This is a genomic window from Caballeronia sp. DA-9 (assembly GCF_051615025.1).
Classification (GTDB): Bacteria; Pseudomonadota; Gammaproteobacteria; order Burkholderiales; family Burkholderiaceae; genus Caballeronia; species Caballeronia sordidicola.
Genome location: NZ_CP195132.1, coordinates 1292547 through 1305280, shown reverse-complemented (window position 1 = coordinate 1305280; position 12734 = coordinate 1292547). Strand labels below are relative to the sequence as shown.

Sequence of the window (12734 nt, the reverse complement as noted above, 5' to 3'; positions counted from 1 at the left end):
GACATGCGCCTCGTTGGCATGCAAATCGCTCTACAAGAGCAGATCGAGACCCAAGCGTCGATGATCCGAAGTGCATAACCAAAACGACTGGAGGCATGGATCGTGAAGACCGTACCCAAACATCCGTCTGTTCCATATTCCCGCGCACTTTTTTGTTCTCGACAGTAATCACCGCCTGCGTTGTTGATTGTTGACTCCGGCCGAAGCGTCAATTGGCCCAGCCCCATAGCGCCGCCGTACGAAATCCGAATCCGGCGGTGAATCGTGAAATGGAAAAGGAGAGCTCGATGTCTGATGGATTAACCCTCAACAAGATCACGTCCCAGCGTGGGATAAGCATTGGCGAGGCGGCACGCCGCGTTGCCGATCTCGGCTGGACGCCCAGTTACGTTCAGGAAGCAATGACCTTCCCGACTGACTACAAGATCAGCAAGGCGCCACGCGACCCGATGAAACAGGTGCTGCGTTCCTATTTTCCAATGCAGGAAGAGAAGGACAACCGCGTCTACGGTGCGCTCGACGCAGCGTTGCGCGGCGACATGTTTCGCAACGTGCAGCCGCGCTGGGTCGAGTGGATGAAGCTGTTCCTTGCAATCATCCCGTTCCCGGAAATTTCCGCGGCGCGTTCAATGGCGATGCTCGGCCGTCTGGCTCCAGGAGAAGAACTGCGTACGGGTTTCACCATGCAGATGGTCGATGAATTCCGGCATTCGACTATTCAGATGAACCTGAAGAAGTGGTACATGGAGAACTACATCGACCCGGCCGGATTCGACATCACGGAGGCGGCGTTCGGCAAGTGCTATGCGACCACGATTGGCCGCCAGTTCGCCGAAGGTTTCCTGACCGGTGACGCAGTGACGGCGGCGAATGTGTTCCTGCAAGTGGTTGCTGAAACGGCGTTCACGAACACCCTGTTCGTCGCCATGCCGTCAGAAGCCGCGCGCAACGGCGACTATGCGTTGCCAACGGTATTCCTGTCCGTGCAGTCCGATGAAAGCCGGCATATAGGCAACGGACATTCGCTGGTGATGTCGATCATCAACGACCCCGACAATCATCTGCTGCTGGAACGCGATCTTCGCTACGCCTTCTGGCAGAACCATGCCATTGTGGACGCGGCCATTGGAACGTTCATCGAGTACGGCACCACGGATCGCGACAAGAACAAGGAATCGTACGTGGAGTTGTGGCACCGGTGGATTTATGAGGATTACTACCGTACCTACATGCTGCCGCTCGAAAAATATGGCATCAAGATTCACCACGACGACGTGGGCGCCGCGTGGGATCGTCTGGTCAAGAAGAATTACGTGCACAAGGTCGCGCAATTCTTCTCCGTGGGCTGGCCGGTCAACTTCTGGCGTATCGAAGCGCAGACCGAAAAGGACTTTGAGTGGTTCGAGCACAAGTACCCGGGCTGGTACGCCGAGTTCGGCGACTACTGGAAGTGGTACGCGAAGAAGAGCGTCCCTGGCGAGACCAACATGTTGTTCGACCAGGAAAACGGTTACGTGTACCCGCACCGCTGCTGGAGTTGCCTGGTGCCGTGCCTGATCCGCGAAGACTTCGTGGTCGATGAAGTGGACGGGCAGTTGTACACGTATTGCTCGGAGCTGTGCCGCTGGACTCACAAAGTGGCGTTCGCCCCGGAATACGAAGGACGGCCGACGCCCGCCATGGGACGCTTTAGCGGACGTCGCGAATGGGAGGAGGTCTATCACGGATGGGACCTGGCCGATTGCATCAAGGATCTCGGCTTCGTGCGCAGCGACGGCAAGACCCTGGTGCCGCAACCGCATCTTCGCTTCGACGACAGGAACATGTGGACGCTCGACCATGTTCGCGGGCACGTGATCCAGAGCCCAATTGTTCTGCTTCGGGGCATGACGCCTGAGCAGCGCGAGAAGCACATCGCTGAATACAAGGCCGGCTTCAAGATCAACCCGGTTAATTGATGAAGCGATGCCGTCCGGGAGCGAATGATCGGTGAGCGTACCGCTTCCGGACGGATCAGGGAGGCACGATGAGCGACATGCAATCAAAGAGGGGCGACATGCCGGAAACAGTCGATTATCAGACAGTCCATACCGTGCGATTCGAGCCTGTCGGCGTCGAGATGGAGGTCGCGGAGGGAGAGACTGTGCTGGACGCCGCGTTCCGCCAGGGCATCTCGGTCATGCACGGATGCAAGGAAGGGCAGTGCAGCAGTTGCAAGTCCTTGTTGATCGAGGGCGACGTCGAACTGAAGAAGTATTCAACCTTTGCGCTGCCCGACTACGAGCGCGAGACGAATCACATCTTGCTGTGCCGGACGCTGGCGTTCAGCGACTTGACGGTCGAGCTGCTGAACTACGACGAAGACCTGATGCGCCGCTCCATTGCGGTGAAGGAATTTGGGGCAACCCTAAAGAAAGTAACTGCCTTGACGCACGACATCAGGCTGCTCGAAGTGGAACTGGATCAGCCCATGAGGTTCTGGGCCGGTCAGTACGTAGACCTGACCATTCCGGGATTGGACATCACCCGGTCGTTTTCCATGGCGAGCGTGCCTGCCGAGCCCGGTGGCCAGACGAGTCTCGCATTTATCATCAAGAAATATCCGAACGGCGCTTTTTCTTCCCAGCTCGACGAAGGTCTCAAGCCGGGTGACAAGTTGATGGCGAAGGGGCCATACGGCACATGCTTCCGGCGGGAAGATCAATCCGGGCCCATGGTCCTGGTCGGCGGCGGCTCAGGCATGTCTCCCTTGTGGTCGATCCTGAACGATCTCGTCCAGAGCGGTGAACGCAGGCCGGTGCGTTTCTTCTACGGCGCGCGTACCCGTCGCGACCTGTTTTATCTCGACGATTTCGCGGCGCTTGCGGCGAAGCTCCCGGACTTCCGTTTTATCCCTGCGCTGTCACACGCGGAACCCGGCGACGACTGGACCGGCGAGACCGGTTTCATTCACGAAGTGCTTGGGCGGACCTTGCGTGAGGAAGCGCTTGCCGGCGAGATCGACGCATATACATGCGGTCCGACACCCATGATCGACGCGGTGATGCCCGTGCTGCAAATGGCCGGCGTCTCACCCGAGCGGCTGTATTTCGACAAGTTTACCCAGGCCGTTCGATAACTCGCCGCTAGCCGGCTGCAGACCCGAAGTTCCCGTAAATGAAGGACCAAGGAGGATCGACATGAGCACCACGACAGAGCAACCGGCGCCGCTTGCTTCAGGCGCGGCCGGCGCAGCCCAGTTCGCCGGCTGGGACAGCCGCAAGTACAACTACTTCGAGCCGAAGGGCCGCAAGGCGAGCCACTACGAAGACATGACTGTCGACGTCCAGCCGGACCCGAAGCGATACTTGCTGCAGGACTGGATCATCTCGTTCGCCGATGGCACGCCGACTTATTCGGAAACCTGGACCGCCGCGAAATGCACGGACTGGCACAAATTCCGCGCGGTCGACGAAGAATGGGAGCGTACCCACTATCAGCGCCAGTCCACCATCATCGGCATGATCAGCAGCGCGATCAGCAATGCGCGGCGCTCCGGTGCTGTGAAGCGTTTCGACAAGACTTGGCTCAAGGTGCTGGAGCAGCATCTGGGCGCATACAAGCATGCGGAATTTGGCCTGGGGACGGCGACCATGCACGCACAACGCTACGGCGTGACGCAGATGATCAACAGCGCCATTCTCACGAATGCATCGTACAAACTGCGCTTCGCGCAAGACCTGACGTTGTATTTGGGCGAAGTCGCACTCGACGCGCCGAATCTGGACCTGGACGCTGGCAAGTCGCATTGGCTCGACGATCCGATCTGGCAGGGAACCCGCCGGGCAGTGGAGGCTATTGGCGGTGCAACCGACTTCCTAGAAAAGTACTTCGCCGTAAACGTGGTCTTCGAGCCGCTGGTGGCCGATCTGTTCCGTAGCGGTTTCGTCATGCAGATGGCGGCGTCCCAGAATGACTTCCTCACGCCCACGGTCGTATCGGCGGCCGAGGGCGACTACGAGCGCAACCTGGCCAACGCGGTCGAGCTGTTCCATATGCTGGCCAACGACCCGAAGCACGGAGACGCCAACCGCAAGCTGTTCGGCGAATGGCTGGAGAAGCATGGCGCGCTGGCATCCGATGCGGCCAAGCACCTGCAACCGATCTGGTCCATTCCGCATGTCAAGGCAGTGCAGTTCACCGACAGCCTGAACAGCGCAGTGGAACGGGCCGAGATGATTGCCAGGGAAATCGGCATACGGTTTCCCCTGTCGATCGAAGCCTGAGAGATTTTTTGCAATACGACCTAACCGGGAAGAGGAGTACGCAATGTCAGTGCATACCGACAACATCTTCAAGTCGATGAAGGACGTTCGTTTCGAGCAGACTATTTCCCATCAATGCGGCGTCACCATGAATGACAGTGTCGAGGCGCGCGCCATAGCGGAATTGATGGCGAATAAGCCCGGCATCACGGTGACCTATCTGCCCGCGATGATTCGCATAGACGGTCAGGGAAAGATCGAGTTCAAGATGAGCGAGATCAGCGAATCGCTTGGCCGCGAGATGACGCCGCATCTGTTCGAGATCTCTACCTCGACTCACTACGGGCGGATGGTGATGATAGACGACGACACCGTTGTGCTGTTCGGTAACATGGACGACGCCATGGCTTACGAGTAACAACGAATTCCCGATAGAAACACACCCTCGCGACCGGCTTCGCATGTCACGACGCCGGTCGCTTTTCGCATCAGCATGGAGACAATGTCATGTATCGGACCGCGGACGGTGAAGAGATCTTCATTATCGATGGACACGTTCATCTTTGGGACGGCAGCAAGGAGAACCTCAAGAACGTGCACGGCCAGCAGTTCATCGACTGCTTTTATGCATACCATTCGAACCTGAGTCCCAAAGAGTATCTGTGGCCGAAGGAGAAGTTCGACAAGTATGGGGAAGAAGCCATGTACGAAGATCTCTTCGTCAAAGGCTACGACGACATGGCCATCTGCCAGCCGACCTATCTGACGGACTTCTACAAGAACGGCTTCAATACGACCGAAGCCAACTACGTGTTGAAGGGTAAATACCCGCACAGGTTCATCGTCAACGGCGCGTTTGATCCGCGAGACGGCGAGGCAGGGCTTGATCGGCTGGACGAGCTCGCCGAGCGCTACAAGATCAAGGGGGTCAAGCTCTATACCGCCGAATGGCGCGGCGACAGCAAGGGATACAAGCTCTCGGCCCCCGGCGTGCAACGCTACTTCGAGCGTTGCGAAAAACTGGGCATCAAGAACATTCACGTCCACAAGGGGCCGACCATCCTGCCGCTGAATCGCGACGCGTTCGACGTGGCGGACGTCGACGACGCAGCGACCAGCTTCCAGAATCTGAACTTCATTGTCGAGCACTGCGGCTTGCCGCGCCTGGACGATTTTTGCTGGATTGCGACACAGGAAACCAATGTGTATGGCGGTCTTGCGGTCGTGCTGCCGTTCATTCACACGCGCCCGGAATATTTTGCCCACGTGATCTCCGAGCTGCTTTTCTGGATCGGTGAAGACAAGATCCTGTATGGCAGTGACTATGGCATCTGGTCACCGAAGTGGCTGATCGAGAAATTCATGGCGTTCGAACTGCCTGAATCCGTTGCCAAGGAAACGGGGGTCCAGTTGTCGATGACCGCGAAAAAGAAAATCCTTGGACTCAATGCCGCGCGGCTATATGGAATCGATATAGAAGCGCAGAAGAAGTTGCTGGCCGATACCCGTCAGGCAGCTACGGTATGACTACCATGGCAGCCGTTGCTGCGGATGATCGAACTGCGCAAGTGTGGGCGCAGCTTGCGTCGGTGATCGATCCCGAACTCGACGAATCGGTGACGGAACTGGGTTTCGTCACCCGCGTCGAGGTCGGTGCCGACGCCCACGTTCAGATTGACTTCCGCTTGCCGACCTACTGGTGCGCCGCCAATTTCGCGTTTTTGATGGCCGATGACATGCGCGTTGCCGTTGTGGCCTTGCCATGGGTCAGGAAGGTCACCGTGGGACTTGGCGAGCACATGTATGCCGACGAGATCAATCGCGGCGTCGCGGCCGGCCAGTCCTTCCAGGCGACCTTCGGCGGCGAAGCCAGCGGCGAACTGGAGGAGATTCGCCGGACCTTCCTGCTCAAGGCTTTCCAGCGAAGACAGGAAGCGCTGTTGACGTATCTGCTTGGACATGGGCATCAGCCAACCGCTCTGTTGCGGCTTACAGTGACCGATCTTGCTGCCCTATGGTGCGATTCAACGGGTCGTCGACTGATTGAGCGTTATCTGGAGCGGCGTCCGGTCGTGGTGTCGGATGCGGGCGGACTGGCTTTTGTCGACATCGAGGGAGGGTCGCTCGATGCCGCTCAGATGCACGCCTACTTGCGCGCGTTGCGACGGGTCGGGGTCAACGCCGAATTCAACAGCGCGCTGTGCCGTGGTCTGCTGGCTACCCGATACGGAGGGGGATGCGTGCCTCAAGCGGCTCCGGCGGAGGTCAAGCCAATACATTTCGTCCGTTCCGCCAGTGCAGGCAGATCCGCTTGAAGATAATTCGCTATACGAATCAATCATAATAGGAGACACGCAATCATGCCGAATATCATGTTGCACGACGACGAGGCTCGCATGGCGCTGGGACGGGGCGTCGCCAAGCTTGCCAAGGCGGTTCGGGGAACACTCGGACCGCGCGGGATGAATGCGATCATCGACCGGCCGATCGGTACGCCAATAATCTCCCGTGACGGCGTAAGCATCGCCAATGAAATCGAGCTGGAAGACGTGTTCGAAAACATCGGCGCGCAGGTCGTGAGGGAAGTATCGAAGCAGACCAATGAAGTCGCCGGCGACGGCACCACCACGGCAACCGTGCTGGCGGACGCACTGGTGCAGGATGGCCTCGCGTGTCTCGCGGAAGGGGCCAATCCCGTTGAACTGGTCCAGGGCCTCGAGGCCGCCGTCACCGAGGTGATCGCGGCGCTCAAGCGCACGGCAACGCCGCTGCGCGAGAGCGCGCAAGTGCGGGCTGTCGCCATTGTGGCGGCCAACGACGAAGTCACGGGCGCAATGGTCGCCGAAGCGTTGGAACGGGTCGGACCGGATGGCATTGTCGATGTCGAATATGGCACGACGGTCGAAACGCGTCTCGAAGTGGTCGACGGCATGACCTTTGATCGGGGTTACCTGTCTCATCACATGGTCACCGATCTCGAGAGAATGCAGGTTGTGCTAGATAACCCGCTGATCCTGATGACCGATCAGCGCCTGCAGTCGGTCGACGAGGTCACAGCCATTCGTGCGCTCATTGGCGACAGCAAACGCCCGTTGCTTATCATTGCCGAGGAGGTTGCGCCCGCGTGCGTGGTAAGCCTGCTCGCATGGGGGGACAGCGGCGGGGCGCCTGTTGCGGCCATCCATCCGCCGGAATACGGACATTGGCGCAAGGCGATGCTCGAGGACATCGCTATCGTGACGGGCGGCCGTGTGATCGCCCGCGATCTGGGCGGAAAACTCGAAACAACGGAACTGAGAGATTTGGGCAGCGCACGGCAAGTACGCATCTCCGCAAACCAGACCATCGTTTCCGCTGGCGGGGGCGATCCGGTCGCTATTGCCGCGCGCCGTCAGCAAGTGGCGCGTCAGTACGAGATGGCGCCGGAGAATGTCGAGCGGGACAAGTTCCAGGTGCGCCTCGCCAAGCTATCCGGCGGCACCGCGATGATCCTCGCCGGTGGCGCTACGCCGGTCGAACAGAAGCGCCGTCTTCATCTGATCGAGGATGCGATCAATGCAGCGCGCGCGGCCATTGCCGAGGGTGTCGTGCCGGGAGGAGGAATGGCGCTGTTGCGGGTGTCCTCTGAACTTGAAGGGGTCGTTTCGCGGACGCAGGGAAGCGTGCAGCAGGGCGCGAGATTGTTACAGCGGGCGCTGATGAAGCCGCTGTTTCACATTGCGTCAAACTGCGGTCTGAATGGTGAGTCGATCGTGACCGAGGCGGTCAGGTCAAAGCCGGGCATGGGTCTCGATGCGCGCACTGGCGCCTTCGTGAATCTGGTGGAAGCGGGGATCATTGATCCAGTGAAGGTCAGCTACAGCGCGGTGCGCAATGCGGCATCGGTTGCCGGTTTGATCCTCACGACACAGACGCTGATTGCGAAGAAGCCGGAGACGGTCGATCCCACGGCGGGGCCCGCGCTGGGCGGCGGAGCCGAGGCGTACGGCCGAAAATAGTCGGACGATACCGGGTATTGCATAAAAGTTTTGTGCACAACCTGCCATAGTTCGCAATCCGAATCAATTATCGATATATTTCACCAAAACCGGCGGGCGTGTCCCGCTGGCTTCCTGCTTTCGCCTGCTTTCGACCCTTTGGGTCCGTATCGAGCGCGTAGTACGTGCATGCGCGGCCCACTTTGTACGCCTTGTAATAGCGGGCTATTACATCGGGAACCGTTGAGTCGATTTTGCCAAAATTTCGCTGCCAGAGCGTGAAGGACAGTAGCTGCGCGGCCTCAAAAAGAATAGTCGATCACTGCGGGCAGGCCGTGTTTTCCCGAGCGGACCTGATCAAAACCTAGGCATATACTAGTCCACGGTGTTGCTGCCAGCTTGCCATATTTGATAACGAGATGCGCCAGCCGCAATACCGGAAAAGCGAGTCGCGACCAAGCCTTCCCTAACGGGTCCAGGGTTTCGCGCTGACCAATCGCATCGGAGGAGACTTGTGGCGAGACATCAAAGTGAGAGCGCATCAAGTCCCGGCGATCGCGCGGTGATGCATGGTCTGATGGCCGAGGCGCAGCGCGCCGACGTCCTCCATTCAGACAGCGACACCATGCGCGCATGGGAGCGTTTTCTGGCGGGCGAGACCGCCGTCTCGGTTCCATCGGCTCTTATTGCATCGTGGCAACGCAGTCTGGAATCCGGTGTCAATCCTTCTGCAAACCTTGCGCCGTTCGCGGTGCGAGGTGATGCGGTCGAGGCTTTGCGATGGCGTCATCGGGAATTGCTGGCGGCCTCCGATCGTCTTTTTACCGCGACCGCGGATCTCTTCTCGGACTCGCATTCCATCCTGCTTCTAACCAATCAGGACGGCGTGATCCTCAAGGCAGCAGGGGACTTGCGCACGCTCACGGCCGGCGAAAAAATCCATCTGACAACGGGCGGCGACTGGCGTGAAGCAATGGCCGGCACGAACGGTATCGGTACTGCGCTCGCGACCGGGCAGCCGGCCTACATCCACGGTTCCGAGCACTTCTGCGAAGGCATCAAGTCGTGGAGTTGCGCGGCCGCGCCGATCTGCGAACCCGGCACGGGTGCGATCATAGGGGTACTAGATATTTCCGGACCGCCTTCGACTTATCAGATCAATAACCTGACGCTGGCGATCACGGCGGCGCGCCAGGTCGAAATGGTGCTGGCGGAGCAGTCGGCCCGTCAGCACATGCAGTTGCTGGCGTTTTGCCTGCAACGGCTTTCATCGTCCGATGGCGCTGGCATGATTGCCATCGACCGGCGCGGCCGCCTCGTCCATTCGACGAGCAGGGTAGCGCTGCCCGTGGGTATAGGAGAGCGGTTCCCGGGCATGAATGAAAACTCGGCCGTGGAGGATTGGGCGCATCACCTGCCGCGTGGGTTACGCGCTGAATGGTTCAATCCGGTCGTGGTGGAAGGCAGCACGATAGGGGCCATGCTCGTTGTTCCATCGGGTCGATCCCGTGCTTCGGGCCACCGCGCCGCCGAGCACGAACGCGCGGGTGATGTGGGCGACGGAGCAGGGATAGGAGCACGAGATGTACGCGCAGGCTTCCCGGAAAGCGGTCTCGCAAGCGGGCCAGGAAACGAGCCCGGCAGCGAGGCCGATCCGCAACGCAACTGTTTTGCTCAGATACTCGGACAGAGCGCTGCCATGCTCGCCGCCGTCAATCGAGGGCGCCAACTCGCCCGCAGACGCGTACCGGTATTGATCGAGGGCGAGACTGGTGTGGGCAAGGAACTGTTCGCGCGTGCCATACACGGAGAAGAACGGAGCGGAGGCGCTTTTGTTGCCTATAACTGCGGGGCGGCGTCGAAGGAACTGATCGGCAGCGAATTATTTGGACACGTCCGCGGTGCCTTTACAGGCGCAACCGCGGAGGGAAGGCCTGGGAGGTTCGAACTGGCGCATGGGGGCACCCTGTGTCTTGATGAGATTGGCGAACTGCCGCTTGAACTGCAGCCTGTGCTGTTGCGCGCGCTCGAGGAAGGGGTGGTATATCGGCTCGGAGACACGCAGCCCCGGCGCGTCGACGTACGCCTGCTGGGAATGACGAATCGTAATTTGCATGACGACGTAAAATCGGGGCGATTCCGCGATGATCTTTATTACCGGATCAGCGTCACCCGCATACGGATTCCTCCTTTGCGCGAGCGGGACATCGACATCGATCTGCTGGTCGATCATTTCAACCGTCGACTTGCCGTTCGTCACTGCGTTCCGGTGAGGCGTCTAAACCCGGAAGTCATGGCCGTGCTGCGCGCTTATTCATGGCCGGGCAACGTCAGGGAGATGCGCAACATCATCGAGAACTTGCTATTGACGTCGCGTGAGGAAGAGGTCGGGATCGATGAATTGCCTGTGGAATTGCTCGCCGAGACTGCGACTATTGGCGCGCCGAAGACGATGGCGATCCAGTCAACCAGTCTGGAGGAAACCGAGCGCGTGGCCATTGCTCGTGCCGTGCATGGCGCTCACGGCAATCTTGCTCAGGCAGCACGTGCGCTGGGCGTCTCGCGCAGCACGCTGTATCGAAAGCTTCAGATCTATCAACTGGAAGGCATTGTCAAACCTGTCGCGGAGTGACAGGCTTTTTTGTGCACACTCCACACCTCCACGCAGCGGTAGCGAAATCGCCGACGAATCCTTGATTGGCGAGTTTTTGCTTCACGCGCGTTGAAACGCAATTCCGTACCAAATCGCACAAGACCGTGCAATCTTCCGCTGAGTCCGATTCCGTATGCTGACGGTGCATCTCGTAGGCACGAACATTAGATTAATCGCGATGTCGTGAGATCGTTGCTCTCTTTTAACGTCGGCGAGCTAGTCGATCCTTACATGTCGCTTCTTGCCCTGACGCCTGTTGAAAATACCATGTCTATAAAACTGGCATTGAAAGACTGCTCAGGCAGAAGCGCACGCGTCTATCGAAATTGAAAAGAGCGCAAATCCTTAATCGCCACGACCCGTTCACGCTCACTGGAAGCGTTTTGACGCCCCCATTCCGGACCAGGATTGAGCGAATTCAAACGCTCGCGAAAAGCCATGCGTGACTCCGGTCCGAACGCGATTTTCGACATTGGAGTGATCACATGGCAGTTTCGGAAAGGCACGGCGCCATGCGAGTGATCAGCGCTGCGGCCATCTCGGCCTTGCTTGAGACAGGGTGCGTGAATTCGCCGTCCGTCAACTTGCTTGGCGCGTATTTTCCGGACTGGCTGTTTTGTATTGTCGCGGGCGTCGTGCTGACAGTGGTCATCTACCAGGTTCTCGCACGTCTGCCTGACAGCCGCCGTTTCGGGCCTTCTGCGGTGATCTATCCCACACTCGTCATGCTGTTGGCGCTGGTTACCTGGTTGGTCTTCTTTCAGCAATCGGCTTGAGCACGGGAACGCCATGACTGAGCCGACAGCCAACAAGGCATCGAACAAGAAGTACCTGGCCATCGCACTGGTGGCAGTGACCGCGCTCGCACTTCTCTTCGTGCTTCGCGCCGTCGATCGTGAGCCGCGTACCGACGACGCATACGTCTATGCGGACACGATCGACGTTGTGCCGGAAGTCAACGGCCGCATTGCCGAACTGGCCGTTCGCGACAACCAGGCGATCAAGCAAGGCGACCTGCTGTTCAAGATCGACCCGCGTCCTTATAAAGATGCGTTGATGCGCACACAGGCGAGTCTGGTCGCGCTCGACAAGCAGATTGCGCTAAGCCAGCGCGCGGTCAACGCGCAGCAATACAACGCACGGTCCGCTCACGCAGCGGTCGAACGTGCACGAGCTGCGGCGATCCAGGCGACGGACACCTTGCGTCGGACTGAACCGTTGTTGTCGCCTGGATATGTGTCGGCGCAGGACGTCGATCTTGCCCGCACGGCGCAACGCGCCACGCAAGCTGAACTCGCCGCCGCCGAGCTGCAGGCGCAGCAGGCCGCGGCGGCGGTGAGCGGCGTCGATGCACTGGTTGCCCAGCGGGCGATGGTCGAGGCCGAGATCGCGATAGCCGAACTGAATCTGGAATTCGCGACGGTGCGCGCGCCGTTCGACGGCCGCGTAGCATCACTGAAGACATCGACCGGGCAATTCGCTTCCGCGCTTAAACCCGTGTTCACGCTGATCGATACACGGCAATGGTATGTGGTCGCCAATTTTCGCGAGACCGAGTTGAAAGGTATCCACGTCGGGACCTCGGCGACGGTCTATCTGCTGAGCGACGCCAGTCGGCGTTTTCGCGGCACGGTCGACTCGATCAGCTACGGCGTACTGCCGAATGAAGGCGGCGTAGCGTTACCGGGCGGCCTGCCGCGTATCGAACGCACGCTCAACTGGGTCCATGTCGCGCAGCGCTTTCCGGTCAAAATCCGGGTAGAGCATCCCGATCCGGAGTTGTTCCGCATCGGCACTTCCGCGGTCGCCGTTCTCTATCCCGAAGGCGGTATCAATGCCGGCCGTCGTTGAGGAGCGCAC

10 protein-coding genes are annotated in these 12734 nt (G+C 59.3%); all 10 read left to right on the top strand.

Translation table 11 applies throughout. The features are described 5' to 3' along the window. The first annotated feature begins 287 nt into the window (after positions 1 to 287). Complete coding sequence (locus ACRWA7_RS12280; RefSeq protein WP_060818515.1) at positions 288 to 1958, top strand: aromatic/alkene/methane monooxygenase hydroxylase/oxygenase subunit alpha; 1671 nt, start codon at positions 288 to 290, stop codon at positions 1956 to 1958. A 68-nt stretch (positions 1959 to 2026) separates the two neighbouring features. Then, positions 2027 to 3118, top strand: coding sequence for an NADH:ubiquinone reductase (Na(+)-transporting) subunit F (locus ACRWA7_RS12275; RefSeq protein ID WP_438391257.1), 1092 nt, complete (start codon positions 2027 to 2029; stop codon positions 3116 to 3118). 61 nt (positions 3119 to 3179) lie between these two features. Beyond that, on the top strand, positions 3180 to 4265 hold the full coding sequence (locus ACRWA7_RS12270; RefSeq protein ID WP_438391256.1) for a toluene hydroxylase: 1086 nt from the start codon (positions 3180 to 3182) through the stop codon (positions 4263 to 4265). A gap of 43 nt (positions 4266 to 4308) precedes the next feature. Beyond that, on the top strand, positions 4309 to 4662 hold the full coding sequence (locus ACRWA7_RS12265; protein WP_060818517.1) for an MmoB/DmpM family protein: 354 nt from the start codon (positions 4309 to 4311) through the stop codon (positions 4660 to 4662). 89 nt (positions 4663 to 4751) lie between these two features. Further along, complete coding sequence (locus ACRWA7_RS12260; protein WP_438391255.1) at positions 4752 to 5771, top strand: amidohydrolase family protein; 1020 nt, start codon at positions 4752 to 4754, stop codon at positions 5769 to 5771. Beyond that, a complete protein-coding gene (locus tag ACRWA7_RS12255) occupies positions 5768 to 6559 on the top strand; it encodes a metal-sulfur cluster assembly factor (RefSeq protein ID WP_438391254.1) in 792 nt (263 codons plus the stop codon). The genes ACRWA7_RS12260 and ACRWA7_RS12255 overlap by 4 nt, the downstream gene beginning before the upstream one ends. A 45-nt stretch (positions 6560 to 6604) precedes the next feature. Then, the gene (locus tag ACRWA7_RS12250) at positions 6605 to 8242 is read left to right on the top strand and encodes a molecular chaperone GroEL (protein WP_438391253.1); all 1638 of its coding nucleotides are present in this window, start codon (positions 6605 to 6607) and stop codon (positions 8240 to 8242) included. 544 nt (positions 8243 to 8786) lie between these two features. Then, a complete protein-coding gene (locus ACRWA7_RS12245) occupies positions 8787 to 10853 on the top strand; it encodes a sigma-54-dependent Fis family transcriptional regulator (protein WP_438392773.1) in 2067 nt (688 codons plus the stop codon). A 506-nt stretch (positions 10854 to 11359) separates the two neighbouring features. Next, entirely contained in the window at positions 11360 to 11650 is a 291-nt protein-coding gene (locus ACRWA7_RS12240; protein ID WP_438391252.1) for a YtcA family lipoprotein, read from the top strand. Positions 11651 to 11663: 13 nt separating this feature from the next. Continuing rightward, positions 11664 to 12725, top strand: a complete 1062-nt coding sequence (gene mdtN / locus ACRWA7_RS12235) for a multidrug transporter subunit MdtN (protein WP_438391251.1) — start codon at positions 11664 to 11666, stop codon at positions 12723 to 12725. Positions 12726 to 12734 lie beyond the last annotated feature (9 nt).